This window comes from Streptomyces sp. P9-A2 (genome assembly GCF_036634175.1).
Classification (GTDB): domain Bacteria; phylum Actinomycetota; class Actinomycetes; order Streptomycetales; family Streptomycetaceae; genus Streptomyces; species Streptomyces pratens.
The window spans coordinates 3,801,711-3,814,511 of sequence record NZ_JAZIFX010000001.1 but is presented as its reverse complement, the minus strand read 5'-3'; the positions used below and the strand labels follow the sequence as shown (position 1 = coordinate 3,814,511).

14 protein-coding genes and 1 pseudogene are annotated in these 12,801 nt (G+C 71.9%); 8 read left to right on the top strand and 7 right to left on the bottom strand.

The genetic code is table 11. The features are described from left to right. Positions 1-75: 75 nt before the first annotated feature. The 6 genes from V4Y04_RS17295 to V4Y04_RS17270 form a co-directional block, all read right to left on the bottom strand. Entirely contained in the window at positions 76-1,536 is a 1,461-nt protein-coding gene (locus tag V4Y04_RS17295) for a sensor histidine kinase (protein WP_332429034.1), read from the bottom strand. Further along, positions 1,533-2,267 (bottom strand): response regulator transcription factor, encoded by a 735-nt coding sequence (locus V4Y04_RS17290; protein WP_332429033.1) that lies wholly within the window; start codon positions 2,265-2,267, stop codon positions 1,533-1,535. Before V4Y04_RS17290 ends, V4Y04_RS17295 begins: the two co-directional genes overlap by 4 nt. Before the next feature lie 155 nt (positions 2,268-2,422). After that, positions 2,423-2,617, bottom strand: coding sequence for a hypothetical protein (locus tag V4Y04_RS17285; RefSeq protein ID WP_332429032.1), 195 nt, complete (start codon positions 2,615-2,617; stop codon positions 2,423-2,425). Between the two features lie 34 nt (positions 2,618-2,651). Continuing rightward, positions 2,652-3,743, bottom strand: a complete 1,092-nt coding sequence (locus V4Y04_RS17280; protein ID WP_443080182.1) for a trypsin-like peptidase domain-containing protein — start codon at positions 3,741-3,743, stop codon at positions 2,652-2,654. A 534-nt stretch (positions 3,744-4,277) separates the two neighbouring features. Then, positions 4,278-5,300 (bottom strand): LacI family DNA-binding transcriptional regulator, encoded by a 1,023-nt coding sequence (locus V4Y04_RS17275; RefSeq protein WP_332429030.1) that lies wholly within the window; start codon positions 5,298-5,300, stop codon positions 4,278-4,280. A gap of 107 nt (positions 5,301-5,407) precedes the next feature. Beyond that, positions 5,408-6,208 (bottom strand): winged helix-turn-helix transcriptional regulator, encoded by an 801-nt coding sequence (locus V4Y04_RS17270; protein WP_332429029.1) that lies wholly within the window; start codon positions 6,206-6,208, stop codon positions 5,408-5,410. A gap of 835 nt (positions 6,209-7,043) precedes the next feature. On the opposite strand from V4Y04_RS17270, the gene V4Y04_RS17265 reads away from it, so the two are divergent. The 8 genes and pseudogenes from V4Y04_RS17265 (at position 7,044) to V4Y04_RS17230 (ending at position 12,229) form a co-directional block, all read left to right on the top strand. Next, the gene (locus V4Y04_RS17265; protein WP_332429027.1) at positions 7,044-7,298 is read left to right on the top strand and encodes a MoaD/ThiS family protein; all 255 of its coding nucleotides are present in this window, start codon (positions 7,044-7,046) and stop codon (positions 7,296-7,298) included. Positions 7,299-7,301: 3 nt separating this feature from the next. Next, the gene (locus V4Y04_RS17260; RefSeq protein WP_332429025.1) at positions 7,302-8,702 is read left to right on the top strand and encodes a hypothetical protein; all 1,401 of its coding nucleotides are present in this window, start codon (positions 7,302-7,304) and stop codon (positions 8,700-8,702) included. A 332-nt stretch (positions 8,703-9,034) separates the two neighbouring features. Then, a complete protein-coding gene (locus V4Y04_RS17255; RefSeq protein WP_332429023.1) occupies positions 9,035-9,775 on the top strand; it encodes an LmeA family phospholipid-binding protein in 741 nt (246 codons plus the stop codon). 229 nt (positions 9,776-10,004) lie between these two features. Further along, on the top strand, positions 10,005-10,112 hold the full coding sequence (locus tag V4Y04_RS37775) for an Ms5788A family Cys-rich leader peptide (RefSeq protein WP_350849312.1): 108 nt from the start codon (positions 10,005-10,007) through the stop codon (positions 10,110-10,112). A gap of 129 nt (positions 10,113-10,241) precedes the next feature. Then, complete coding sequence (locus V4Y04_RS17250; RefSeq protein WP_332429021.1) at positions 10,242-11,087, top strand: sulfurtransferase; 846 nt, start codon at positions 10,242-10,244, stop codon at positions 11,085-11,087. Positions 11,088-11,153: 66 nt separating this feature from the next. Further along, complete coding sequence (locus V4Y04_RS17245; protein ID WP_055606626.1) at positions 11,154-11,441, top strand: DUF1416 domain-containing protein; 288 nt, start codon at positions 11,154-11,156, stop codon at positions 11,439-11,441. A 131-nt stretch (positions 11,442-11,572) separates the two neighbouring features. Further along, complete coding sequence (locus V4Y04_RS17240) at positions 11,573-11,833, top strand: DUF3099 domain-containing protein (RefSeq protein WP_332429019.1); 261 nt, start codon at positions 11,573-11,575, stop codon at positions 11,831-11,833. Positions 11,834-11,843: 10 nt separating this feature from the next. Beyond that, positions 11,844-12,229 (top strand): annotated as a pseudogene (locus tag V4Y04_RS17230) (VOC family protein). Here V4Y04_RS17230 and V4Y04_RS17225 read toward each other — a convergent pair. Then, positions 12,223-12,585, bottom strand: a complete 363-nt coding sequence (locus V4Y04_RS17225; protein ID WP_332429017.1) for a DsrE family protein — start codon at positions 12,583-12,585, stop codon at positions 12,223-12,225. The pseudogene V4Y04_RS17230 and the gene V4Y04_RS17225 sit on opposite strands and share 7 nt — an antisense overlap. Between the last annotated feature and the right edge of the window lie 216 nt (positions 12,586-12,801).

The following is a 12,801-nucleotide window of genomic DNA, read 5'->3' as shown; positions in this document are numbered from 1 at the left end:
GGATGAGTCGCCGGTCGGTCGCCGCCCGGCACCGAAAAGTTGCCGCCCCTCCCCCTCCGGCTGCGGAACCTCCGGCTACGGCACCTCGGGCGGCGGGGTCGGTGCCCCCGGGAGGCGGATCGTGGCCGTCGTGCCCCCGGCGCCGTCCTCGGCGCGGGTCAGGGTGACGGTGCCGCCCGCCTGCTGGACCGTGCGGGCCACGATGGACAGGCCGAGGCCCGAACCGGGGAGTGCGCGGGCGGTCGGGGAGCGCCAGAAGCGGTCGAAGACGTAGGGGAGTTCGTCGGCGGTGACGCCGGGCCCGTGGTCGCGGACGGTGAGGACGCCGTCGGCGAGGCGGACCTCGACCGTGCCGCCCTCCGGGCTGAACTTCACCGCGTTGTCGAGGATGTTGACCACGGCCCGCTCCAGCGCGGAGGGCTCCGCGCGGACGTACCACGGCCGGACGTCCGCCGTGACGGTCAGGTCCGGGCCGCGCAGCCGGGCGCGGCGCAGCGCCGACTCCAGGACGTCCTGCCAGGCGACGATCGGCGCACGGTCGGCGTGCTGGCCGGTGTCCGGGCGGGACAGCTCCTGCAGGTCGCCGATGAGCGACGCCAGTTCGGTCATCTGCGCCTTCACCGAGGCGAGCAGGGCCTTGCGGTCGTCGGGAGGGATCGGGCGGCCGATCTCCTCGCTGCGGGTGAGGAGTTCGATGTTGGTGCGCAGGGAGGTGAGCGGGGTGCGCAGCTCGTGGCCGGCGTCCGCGATGAGCTGCTGTTGCAGGTCGCGGGAGCTGGCCAGGGCGGACGTCATGGAGTTGAAGGAGCGGGAGAGGCGGGCGACCTCGTCCTCGGCGTCGTCCTCGACGGGGATGCGGACGTCCAGGTCCTCCGTGCGGGCCACGTGTTCCACGGCCTCGGTGAGCTTGTCGACGGGGCGCAGGCCCGCACGGGCGACCGCGAGGCCGGCGGCGGCCGCGCCCAGTACTCCGACGCCGGAGACGAGGAGCAGGATCAGGGCGAGGTCGTTGAGCGTCGACCGGGTGCTGTCGAGAGGAACGGCGGCGACATAGGCGTAGCCGTTGGCCACTCCCTGGCCCAGGGGCACCTCGACGGTGACCGCGGTGGTCAGCACACGTACCTGGTCACCGTCGCTGTCGAAGCCGTTGCGGAACCGTGCGGAGCGGGGGTCCGGATCCTTCGCCACGTCCTTGTCACCGCCGGTGACCTTGACCGGGGCCGAGGCGAAAGGCAGCAGGCACACGGTGCCGTCCGTGCTCACCAACTGACCGTAGCTTCCGCTCTGCGGGCCGATGCCGTCCGTCTGCGAAGGCGTCCGGCCGCAGGTGTCGACGATTCTGGCGAGCTGGTTCTCGTCCAGCGTGACGACCGACGACCGCAGGTCGTCGTCGAGCTCCGCGTACAGCTTCCCCTGCACGATGAACCAGCACGTCACCGACACCGCCGCCACCGCGAACGCGACCGCCGCCGCCACCAGCAGCGACAGCCGCGCCCGGATCGGGAGCGAGCGGTACCTGCGGACCAGCCTGTTCACTCCGTGCCGCCCTGCCGCAGGGCGTAGCCGACGCCCCGCACCGTGTGCACCAGGCGCGGCTCGCCGCCCGCCTCGGTCTTGCGGCGCAGGTACATGACGTACACGTCGAGGGAGTTCGACGACGGCTCGAAGTCGAAGCCCCAGACCGCCTTCAGGATCTGCTCACGCGTGAGCACCTGGCGCGGGTGCGCCATGAACATCTCCAGCAGCGTGAACTCCGTACGGGTCAGCTCCACCTGGCGCGAGCCCCGGGTCACCTCGCGGGTCGACAGGTCCATGCGCAGGTCGGCGAAGGTGAGGACGTCGTTCTCCTCGTCGGCACCGGCCACGGCGGCCGCGTACGAGCTGCGGCGCAGCAGCGCGCGGATGCGGGCGAACAGCTCGTCCAGCTCGAACGGCTTGACCAGGTAGTCGTCCGCCCCGGCGTCCAGTCCCGTCACCCGGTCGCCGACCGTGTCCCGGGCGGTCAGCATCAGGACGGGCGTGGTGTCACCGGTGGCCCGGATGCGGCGGGCGGCGGTCAGGCCGTCCATCCTGGGCATCTGGATGTCGAGGACGATCAGGTCGGGCCGGTAGGCCGCCGCCTTCTCCAGGGCGTCCGCGCCGTCGACGGCGACCTCGGTGCCGTACCCCTCGAAGGCGAGGCTGCGCCGGAGCGCTTCGCGCACCGCCGGCTCGTCGTCGACGATCAGGATGCGCTGGGGGTCACGGTCGCCTTCTGCGGGGCTCATGGCTCGGGTTCCTCTGTCTGCACGGGGCGGGGGCGCGGGAGCAGTGCTCGGGGGCAGGAATCGGGGCCTGCGGACTTCAGCCTCTCAGGCTCGCACGATCCCCCGGGGCGCGGGCGGCTCCGGGCGGCTCCGGTCGGCCGTGGGTCGGCCGCGGGTCAGCCGCGCACGGTACGGCGGTGGCCGCCGCGATCGGGGCCGGGCCTCCGGTGGGCCGGGTGCGGGGCGACTTCCAGTGCCCGCCGTGCCGGCGCGTGCAGCTCGGCCGCGACCTCCAGCGCGAGGGCGAGACCGGCGGGGTCGGTACCGGCGTCGGGCGCCTGGTGGATGACCTGCGGGATCTGCTGGATCATGTCGGACTCCTCGGGCGGGCGCCGCGTCGTCACATCAGTTCATGGAACCGGCCCGCAGGGTCGGGAGGTCCGACTTGACCGTGTCGGACGGGATGGCGAAGCCCAGGCCCACGCTGCCGGCGTCGGCCGAGGAGGAACCGCTGCCGTTCGACGAGTACATCGCGGAGTTGATACCGATGATGTCGCCGTTCATGTCGATCAGCGCGCCGCCGGAGTTGCCGGGGTTCAGGGACGCGTCGGTCTGGATCGCCTTGTACGTCGTCGTGGACCCGCCGGTGTCGCCGTTGAACTCCTGGCCGTCGAACTCGAACGGCCAGCCGCCGGGCTGTCCCTGCTGCTGTTCCTGCTGCTGTCGCTGTCCCTGGCTCTCGTCCGTGGAGACGGTCACGTCACGGTCGAGTGCCGAGACGATGCCGCTGGTGACGGTGCCGGTCAGGCCCTCGGGGGAGCCGATCGCCACGACCTCGTCACCGACCCGCACCTGGTCCGAGTCGCCGAGGGTGGCCGCCGTCAGGCCCGAGGCGTCCCGCAGCTTGATCAGCGCGAGGTCCTTCGAGCTCTCCGTGCCGACGACGTCCGCGGTGTACGTCTTCCCGTCGCCGGTCCGCACCTCGACGGACGAGGCACCGGCGATGACGTGGTTGTTGGTGATGATCTCGCCGTCGTCCGTGATGATCACGCCGGATCCGGTGGACGACCCCGCGCCGGACTCGGCGTTGATCTCGACGATGCTCGGGCCGACCGCCTCGGCGACACCGGCCACCGTTCCCTTCTGGCCGGTCGGCACCACACTGGTGGCAGCCGCGCCGGCGGACGCGACGGTGGTGCCGCCGGTCAGCTCCTGGATGCCGTACGCGGTGCCGCCGCCCACGGCCGCCGCCACGATCGCCACGGCGGCGAGCAGCACGGCCGGGCCCCGGTTCCGCTTCCGGCGGGAGCGGGGAGGGGCCGGCTCGGACGCGTGGGCCGAACCGGCGTGGGCCGGGCCCGCGGGGTCCGTCGGGTGCACGGCAGCGATCGGCTGCGTCGCCGTCATCGGGTCCGTCGTCGGCAGCGGTTGTGTTGCCGTCACCGGGTCCGCGGGGTCCGTCGGGTGCACGGCAGCGATCGGCTGCGTCGCCGTCATCGGGTCCGTCGTCGGCAGCGGTTGTGTTGCCGTCACCGGGTCCGCGGGGTCCGTCGGGTGCACGGCAGCGATCGGCTGCGTCGCCGTCATCGGGTCCGTCGTCGGCAGCGGTTGTGTTGCCGTCACCGGGTCCGCGGGGTCCGTCGGGTGCACGGCAGCGATCGGCTGCGTCGCCGTCATCGGGTCCGTCGCCGGCAGCGGTTGTGTTGCCGTCACCGGGTCCGCCGGGTCCGCCGGGTGTGCGGCGGTGGTCGGCTGCCCCGGTGCGTACGCCGGCGGGGCCGGCCACTCCGGGTTCACGGGGGAGGCGCCGGGCTGGTGGCCGCCCGTCCGGGGACTCTCGTACTCGCTGCTGCGGCGATGGCTCTCGGTCATGCCGACGAGCCTGGCGCCCGACGATGAGAGCACCCTGAGTGCCCGCTGAGAAGTCCGACAGAACCTTGTATGCCCGATATAAAGACGGTGGGGCCGTCCGAAGGGAGACGGCGGGACCGTCCGGTGAAGACGGGGGAGGGGTCGGCCGGAGGTCCGGTGCTACCCACAGCCGCAGGAGCGGCGGATCACCAGTTCGGACGGGAAGATCTTCAGCCGCTCGCGCTGCGAGCCGGCCACCCGCAGCCCGTCGTCGAGGACGAGGTCGACCGCCGTGCGCGCCATCGCCGAGCGGTCGGAGGCGACCGTCGTCATCGGCGGGTCGGTGAGCGCCGCCTCCTTGATGTCGTCGAACCCGACGACCGCCAGCTCGCCGGGCACGTCGATGCGCAGCTCGCGTGCCGCGCGCAGCACGCCGATGGCCTGGTCGTCGGTGGAGCAGAAGATCGCGGGCGGGCGGTCCGGCCCGGAGAGGATGCCGAGCCCGACCTGATAGGCGTCGTAGCGGTTGTACGGGGCCTCGAAGAGGCGGCCCTCGGTCGGGACACCCGCGTCCTCCATGGCCCGTCGCCAGCCCTCGACGTGGTCGGAGACGGGGTCGCCCACCGCGGGGGTCTCCGCGGTGCCGCCGACGCAGGCGACATACGCGTTGCCGTGCTCCAGCAGGTGGCGGACGGCGAGCTGGGCGCCGCCGAGGTCGTCGGTGACGACGGCGACGTCGTCGATGGCCTCGGGGCGCTCGTGCAGCAGGACCATCCGGGCGTCCCAGGCGTCTATCTCCGCGGCGGCGAGGTCGTTCAGCGCGTGGCTGACCAGGATCAGTCCGGAGACACGCATACCGAGGAACGCCCGCAGATAGTGGACCTCGCGCTCGGCCACGTAGTCGGAGTTCCCGACCAGCACCATTTTTCCGCGCTCGGACGCGGCCTGTTCGACCGCGTGCGCCATTTCCCCGAAGAAGGGCTGGCGCGCGTCCGGCACGATCAAACCTATGAGATCCGTACGCCGCGACGCCATGGCCTGGGCGACCCGGTCCGGCCGGTACCCCAGTTCCTTGATCGCGGCGAGTACGCGTTCGCGCGTGGCCGGGGCGACCGGCCTCGGTCCGTTGTTGATGACATAGCTGACGACGGCGGTGGAAGTACCCGCCAGCCGCGCCACATCATCCCTAGTCACCTTGGCCACGCGCGGAGTCTACGCGGATATAACCGGTCGGGGCAGAGCGTGAACGACCTTGTGAACAGCACGGAAACGGCTCGCGTGGGCGGGTGCGGCGCTCGTGCGGATGCCGTTCACGCCTGGGTCGGGGCCTCGGCGGCGTCCAGGGGGGCCGTCTCGTCCGCATCCGCCGCCTTTTGGCGGCCGGACCCGGCCTGCTGCCGGCCGGCCTTCGCCTTGGCCTCCTCGGCGGCCCGCTCGCCCTTCTCCGGCGTAACGAATCGGTAACCCACGTTCCGCACGGTGCCGATCAGCGACTCGTGCTCGGGGCCGAGCTTGGCGCGCAGGCGCCGTACGTGGACGTCGACCGTCCGGGTGCCGCCGAAGTAGTCGTAGCCCCAGACCTCCTGCAGCAGCTGGGCGCGGGTGAAGACGCGGCCGGGGTGCTGGGCGAGGTACTTCAGGAGCTCGAACTCCTTGAACGTGAGATCGAGGACGCGGCCCTTGAGCTTGGCGCTGTAGGTCGCCTCGTCGACGGACAGGTCGCCGTTGCGGATCTCCATGGGGGAGTCGTCGCCGACGATCTGCTGCCGGCCCATGGCGAGCCGCAGCCGGGCCTCCACCTCCGCCGGTCCCGCCGTGTCGAGGAGGACGTCGTCGATGCCCCACTCCGCGGTGACGGCGGCGAGGCCGCCCTCGGTCACCACGAGGACGAGGGGGCAGCCGGGGCCGGTGGACCGCAGCAGCTGGCACAGGTTGCGGACCTGTGGGAGGTCGCGCCGGCCGTCGACGAGGATGACGTCGGCGCCGGGGGTGTCGACCAGGGCGGGTCCCTCGGCGGGGGCCACGCGCACATGGTGGAGCAGCAGGCCGAGGGCGGGGAGCACCTCCGCCGACGGCTGGAGGGCGTTGGTCAGCAGGAGCAGTGAACTCATCGCACCCCTCCCTCGGGTCCGTCGAGGACACGGACACGGACACGGACGCGGTCCTGGTCCCGGGGCTCGGGTCGCGGTGCTGCCCACGACCGGGTCGTCATTCGTACGTGCACGGTTCGCTCGCCCATAACGTCTGGTCTCTCCTCGGTCCCTGCGATGGGGGCACCTCCCACGCCATTAGGGCAATGGGGGAGTTTACGGCACTGCTTCGTGCGTTTCGACGGCCCGTACACCGGCGGTTTCCCACGTCGTATACAACGCTCCCGAAAGCACAAAAGGACTCGGGGGCTTCACTGCCCGAGTCCTCTCCTCAGGAGAATAGCCGACATGGGCACCGGTCCGTCAGGTCATGTGGCACGTTCCCTCAATGGTCCGCATTTCAAGACACGTGGTGTGACGCGTGAAGTCACCTGGGGCGGTACGTCTTTTCGGACGTCTTTGCGCACGGTGGACGGCGTGCGGATCAATTTCGTATACAACCCGGCTGCGGCCGAAAGGACGACCGGGAAGGATGCCTCGCGGCCGCCTTCCCGTGACCTCGTGTTCGTGATCGCGCGCGGGTTCACGGGGGGCGTGGACCGGCCGCGTGGACCGGCCGCGTGTACGGCGCGTGGACCGACCGCGTGCATGGCGGGGCGCGGCATGGCGGGGCGCGCGGGCGTTCGCACGGCACGGGGCCGTGGCGACCTTCCCCCTTCCCCCTCCACGGGCATGGGACCCGGGTCAGGTGGAGAACGCGGCCCCCGACGGGCTGCCGTACCGGATGGGGAACGGGTGGTGGCCCGGGCGGGCTAGCCTGACCGTGTTCACTGTCAAACGATTGAGGAACCAGCAGATGGCAAAGGTCACGGTGCGGTACTGGGCCGCCGCCAAGGCCGCGGCCGGGGTGGCCGAGGAGTCGTACGAGGCGGTCACGCTCGCCGACGCGCTGGACACGGTGCGCGAGCGGCACCCGGGCGAACTCACCCGTGTCCTGCGGCGATGCTCGTTCCTCGTCGACAGTGATCCCGTGGGCACCCGCGCACATGAGACGGTACGGCTGGCCGACGGCGGCACGGTCGAGGTGCTCCCGCCGTTCGCAGGAGGGTGAGCGATGACCAACCAGCCGCATCAGGGCTACGACGGGTACGACGGGCGCCGCGAGGGTCACGAGGGCCACGACCCCTACGACCCCGACCCCTACGGCCGGCCCCGGCCTCGGCATCAGTCCCGGCATCAGCGGCCTGAAGACCAGGCGCAGGGGCCGTCGCCGGCGTGGCCCGGGGGGCCGCAGCAGGCGTACGACGATCCGCACGCCGCCCAGCAGTACACGCAGCAGTGGCAGGGACAGACCTGGGAGACGCAGATGCAGCCCCCGGTCCCGCCGACGGCCGCGGAGGAGACGTCGTACCTGCCCCAGCACACCGGACAGCCTCCGCAGCACTCCCCTGCCGCCCCGCAGTCTTCGCAGACCCCTCCGGGACATGCCGGATACGCGGGTCGGGGTGACGGCGGCGCGCTCGGCGGACCCGCGGTGTACGCGGGGTACGGGGTGGCCTCCACCCACGGGGCACCGATCCCCGATACCCATCCTGGTGCTGGTGCTGGTGCTGGTGCTGGTGCTGGTGCCATGCCCCCGCCCGCCTCCGCCGCGCCCGCCCCGCCTGTCGCGTCCGCCGCGCCCGCCCCGCCTGTCGCGCCCTCGGCCCCCGAGGCCTCGGGCGGTTCCGGGTACGGGCCCGCCACCCTTGCCGGGAACGCCCGGGTCACGGACGCGCAGCGTGCCCGCGCGGAAGGGCGTTCGCCGATCATCGAGCCCGGCATGCAGCCGGCGGCGCTCACCGCGCTGCTGGGGCTGCTGCTCGCCGGCGGGGCGGCGCTGGGTACGTACGCCCTGCTCGTGCCGCTGGTGGCCCTCCAGGGACTCACCGCGGCCGGCTGGTTCCGGCTGAACGGCATGTGGCCCGCGCGCCAGGGCATCGCCCTGGGCTTCCTCGGGGCGCTGGTCGCGGACGTGGCACTGCTCGCGTCCGACCGGTCACCGTCGGCCATTCTCGGCACGCTCGGCGTGTGGGTGCTGCTGTCGCTGGTGCTCCAGCTCCGGTCGCACGCGGATCCCGACGAGCGGATGTACGGCCTGACGGCGACGGTGGCCGCGGCCGCGCTGGCGATCGTGGCGAGCGGCTACCTGGCGGCCGGCGCCGACGCGGTGACCGTCGGCGGGATCGCGGTGGCGGCGGCGGTCGTGGCGCGGGCACTGCCGTTGCCGACGCCGGTGTCCGTGGTGGCCGCGCTGCTCGTGGCGGCCGGTGCGGGTGCGCTGGCCGGCGGGGTGACGGAGTTCGGCGCCTCGGGCGCGCTGATCGGCGCGGGCGCGGCGGCCTGCGCCCTGATCGGCCACCGTGCCGCGAGCTACGACTACCCGTCCCGGTTCGTCCACTTCACCGCGGGAGTGGCTCTGCCCCTGGCCGCGGCGGCACCGGCGGTGTACGCCCTGGGCCGCGTCGCCGGCTGACGTCCCGGCCGAGGTCCCGGCCGACGTCTCGCCCGATGTCCCGGCCGCGTCCAGCGGCCCCGCCCTCCGCTCCCGCCCCCGCCCCGGCCCCGGCCCCGCCCTCCGCTCCCGCCCCGGCCCCGGCCCCGCCCTCCGCTCCCGCCCTCTGCCCTTGTCTCTTGTCCCGTCTCCCCCGCCGACGACCGTCGGCGGGGGAGACCCGTTCCGGGCGCCTGTCACAGCTGATCAACAATCCCGGGGTTCTCCTTGCCGTGCGGGTTACTCTCGCGCAGGACGGCTGCCCGGTCGTCGGGGACTGTCGTCGAAACGCACCTAGGTGGGGAACCAACCGCATGCGCGCATTGCGAATACTGCTGATCATCGCCGTGATCCTGGGCGGCATCTTCGTGATCGTGGACCGCCTCGCGGTCAACTTCGCGGAGGGCGAGGTGGCCGACCGGCTCAAGTCGAGCGAGAACCTCAGCGCCACCCCCGACGTGTCCATCAACGGTTTCCCCTTCCTCACCCAGCTCGCCGGCGGCTCCCTCGACGAGGTGCGGATCGGAATCCAGGAGTACGAGGCCGGCGCCGGCGACGGCAAGCAGAACATCCGGATCGAGGACCTGCGCGCCGACATGAAGGGCGTGGAGTTCTCCGGCGACTTCGGCTCCGCCACCGCCGCCGACGCGACCGGTACCGCGAGCGTGACCTACGACGAGCTGCTCAAGACCGCCACGTCCGAGTCCACCCAGGTCGGCCCCGGTGTCACCGCGAGCATCGTCGGCCTCTCCGACGGCGGCAACGGGAAGATCGAGGTCGCGGTGGAGGCCACCGTGCTCGGCACCAAGCTGCCCGAGCCGGTCTCCGTCCTCAGCTCCGTGACCGTCGTGGACGGCGACACCGTGCGGGTCGACGCGGACGCGCTGCCCTCGTTCGGCGGCGTCGAGATGGCCGAGGCGCGGGTGCGGGCGATCACCGACTTCGAGCAGCGGATCGACGGCCTGCCCGGCGGGATCGAACTCGACAAGGTCGAGGCGGGGAAGTCCGGCGTCGACATCACCGTGCGGGGTTCCGACGTCCGGCTTGCCGGGTAGGTAGACGGTCGGCAGGACCACTTCGCCCTCCGAGGGGCCTCGGTGGACCCAGGGTGTCCGACAGGCGAGACGGAGGCGTCCGCAGAGCAGATGTGAGGGCGGGCGCAGTCGGGTCCGGGGTGGACGGGAGTGGGTCCGCCCCTCCTATGATCCCATAATGCGGACAATCTTGTCTCAGTATGCGACACGGCGGTGACATGTCCGCCCTGCCCTCCTTACGATCGACGGCATGCAGTGTCAGACGAGCGTCCTCCGAGCGCGGGGACAGGCGGATCTCACGAAGCGGCGGGCAGTGGACCTCTGCCGCGTCGCCGCCATGCTCTGTCGACCTTTCTGAGCGGGCGCCCCGCCGCCCGCATCCCCGCCTCGCCCCGCCGAGGGGCATCCGTGCGCCCGCTCCCGCAGGAGCGCCGCGCACCCGCACACCCGCACGCCTCGCCGCAACTGCCCCGGAGGAGACAAAAGCATGAGCCGTCACGACGTACTGGTCGACGCCGACTGGGTCCAGGAACACCTGGACGACCCGACCATCGCCATCGTCGAGGTGGACGAGGACACCACCGCGTACGAGAAGAACCACATCAAGAACGCCATCCGGATCGACTGGACCAAGGACCTCCAGGACCCGGTCCGCCGTGACTTCGTCGACCAGGAGGGCTTCGAGAAGCTCCTGTCGGAGAAGGGCATCTCCAACGACCACACGGTGATCCTCTACGGCGGCAACAACAACTGGTTCGCCGCGTACGCTTACTGGTACTTCAAGCTGTACGGCCACGAGAACGTCAAGCTCCTCGACGGCGGACGCAAGAAGTGGGAGCTGGACGCCCGAGAACTGGTTGCCGGCGACGAGGTGCCCCAGCGGGCGAAGACCGAGTACAAGGCCAAGCCGCAGGACCTGTCCATCCGCGCCTTCCGCGACGAGGTCGTGGACGCCATCGGCGCGCAGAACATCGTCGACGTGCGCTCGCCCGACGAGTTCTCCGGCAAGCTGAACGCCCCGGCGCACCTGCCGCAGGAGCAGTCGCAGCGCCCCGGCCACGTGCCGACCTCCCGCAACATCCCGTGGTCCAAGAACGCCAACGACGACGGCACCTTCAAGTCCGACGACGAGCTCAAGGCGCTCTACGAGGACGAGGAGATCGACCTGTCCAAGGACACCATCGCGCTGTGCCGCATCGGTGAGCGCTCCGCGATCTCCTGGTTCGTGCTGCACGAGCTGCTGGGCGTGGAGAACGTCAAGAACTACGACGGCTCCTGGACCGAGTACGGCTCCCTCGTCGGCGTGCCGATCGAGCTCGGCCCCGCCAAGTAGGCCCTCGCCCGCACCACGACCCGAACCGACCCCGACCAGACCACTAGACCAGCTCAGGAGTACGCCATGTGCGGTGCGAAGGCCGGCGGCCCGGACGCCTCGACGATCAAGCCCGGCGAGACCACCATCCAGGGTCATCTGACCCGTGACGGCGAGCCGGTGACGGGCTACGTCCGTCTGCTGGACTCGACCGGAGAGTTCACCGCGGAGGTTCCGACCTCCGCGACCGGGCAGTTCCGCTTCTACGCGGCGGAGGGCACCTGGACGGTCCGCGCCCTGGTGCCCGGCGGCACCGCCGACCGCACGGTCGTCGCCCAGCAGGGTGGTCTGGCCGAGGTCGCCATCGCGGTCTGAGGGCTCTTCGAAGGGCCGCATCCCCCGGGCCGGACACCGGCCACCGGCACCGGCACCGGGGATGCGGCCCTCCGGCATGTCCGCGTGCCTGCGTACCTGCGTGCCTGCGGTTCCGGTTCTACGCTGGAGGTATGTACGCGCGCAGGCGGCATGCCTACTTCGTCATGATGGGCACGTGCATCGTGCTCTTCGTCCTGGCCTGCGCCGTCGTGCGGCTCTGGTCGGTCCCGGTGGCCGTGGGCATGTGCGTGGTGGCCATGATCATCCCGCCGTTCGCCGCCATGGTCGCCAACCGGCGAGGCCCCGACGACCGCTGGTGGGACGATCCCTCGGGCGACGCCGAGTCCGACGCGTGGTGGGACGAGCTGGACGGGAAGAAACGGCCGCGCTAGAAAGACGGCCATGTCCCCGACGAAGCTGTCCACCGTCGTGCTCGACGCGCACGACGCCCACGAACTCGCCGGCTTCTACCCGCGGCTGCTGGGCTACGAGGTACGCGCCGAGGAACAGCACTGGATACTCATCTGCCCCCGCCCGGCACGGAGGGGACGTCGCCGGCCTTCGAGACGGAACCCGAGTACGTACCGCCCGTCCGGCCGACCAGGAACCCGGGCGACCAGCAGATGATGCTGCACCTCGACATCGAGGTCGACGACCTGACGGCGGAGACCGCGCGGGCCGTGGCCGAGGGTGCCCGGCTCGCCGAGCAGCAGCCCCAGGACGACGTACGCGTACTGCTCGATCCCTCGGGACATCCCTTCTGCCTGTGGACGCGGGTCGCTCAGTAGACGAGCGCCTGCGTGTCGTCCGCCAGTGCCTCCTGCACGAAGACCTGCGCGCCCGCGATGCGTACGCCCTCGATGACGTCCTTCTCCGTGATGTCCCGGCGCGCCGCGCACTGGGTGCACAGGGTGAGACGGCCCCCCGCGACGATCGAGTCCAGCAGGTCCGGCAGCGGCGCCGCGTGCGGCAGCTCGAACTCCGCGGCCTTGCCCGGCAGCGCGAACCACGCCGACTCCCCGGTGAGCCACAGCGAGACATCCACCCCGCTGGCCACGGCCACCGCCGCCACCGTGAAGGCCTGCGAGCAGCGTTCCGGGGCGTCGGCCCCGGCGGTCACCTTGATCACGAGCTTCTTCGCCATACCCGGATCGTAGTCACCACCGTCCTGCCCGTACCTGAGAGCCCGTACCTGAGAGCCCGTCGCCGGGCCGGCCACCGGTCCCGGTCTCCACCCGGACCACCGGCCCCACCTCCATCCCCACCGCCATCCCCGCCACCGGATGGGTGCAGGCCGGGGCCGGGGCCCGGCCGCGTAAGCTGGGGGCCGCCCTGTGCACACGTAATGCACCGCATCCCC

Bases quoted from the DNA above. Each gene is read 5' to 3' on its own strand.
- V4Y04_RS17265 (WP_332429027.1), top strand. From the start codon at position 7,044: ATGGCAAAGGTCACGGTGCGGTACTGGGCCGCCGCCAAGGCCGCGGCC.
- V4Y04_RS17225 (WP_332429017.1), bottom strand. From the start codon at position 12,585: ATGGCGAAGAAGCTCGTGATCAAGGTGACCGCCGGGGCCGACGCCCCG.
- V4Y04_RS17280 (WP_443080182.1), bottom strand. From the start codon at position 3,743: ATGACGGCGACGCAGCCGATCGCTGCCGTGCACCCGACGGACCCCGCG.
- V4Y04_RS37775 (WP_350849312.1), top strand. From the start codon at position 10,005: ATGCAGTGTCAGACGAGCGTCCTCCGAGCGCGGGGACAGGCGGATCTC.
- V4Y04_RS17255 (WP_332429023.1), top strand. From the start codon at position 9,035: ATGCGCGCATTGCGAATACTGCTGATCATCGCCGTGATCCTGGGCGGC.
- V4Y04_RS17285 (WP_332429032.1), bottom strand. From the start codon at position 2,617: ATGATCCAGCAGATCCCGCAGGTCATCCACCAGGCGCCCGACGCCGGT.
- V4Y04_RS17260 (WP_332429025.1), top strand. From the start codon at position 7,302: ATGACCAACCAGCCGCATCAGGGCTACGACGGGTACGACGGGCGCCGC.
- V4Y04_RS17245 (WP_055606626.1), top strand. From the start codon at position 11,154: ATGTGCGGTGCGAAGGCCGGCGGCCCGGACGCCTCGACGATCAAGCCC.
- V4Y04_RS17240 (WP_332429019.1), top strand. From the start codon at position 11,573: ATGTACGCGCGCAGGCGGCATGCCTACTTCGTCATGATGGGCACGTGC.
- V4Y04_RS17250 (WP_332429021.1), top strand. From the start codon at position 10,242: ATGAGCCGTCACGACGTACTGGTCGACGCCGACTGGGTCCAGGAACAC.
- V4Y04_RS17270 (WP_332429029.1), bottom strand. From the start codon at position 6,208: ATGAGTTCACTGCTCCTGCTGACCAACGCCCTCCAGCCGTCGGCGGAG.
- V4Y04_RS17290 (WP_332429033.1), bottom strand. From the start codon at position 2,267: ATGAGCCCCGCAGAAGGCGACCGTGACCCCCAGCGCATCCTGATCGTC.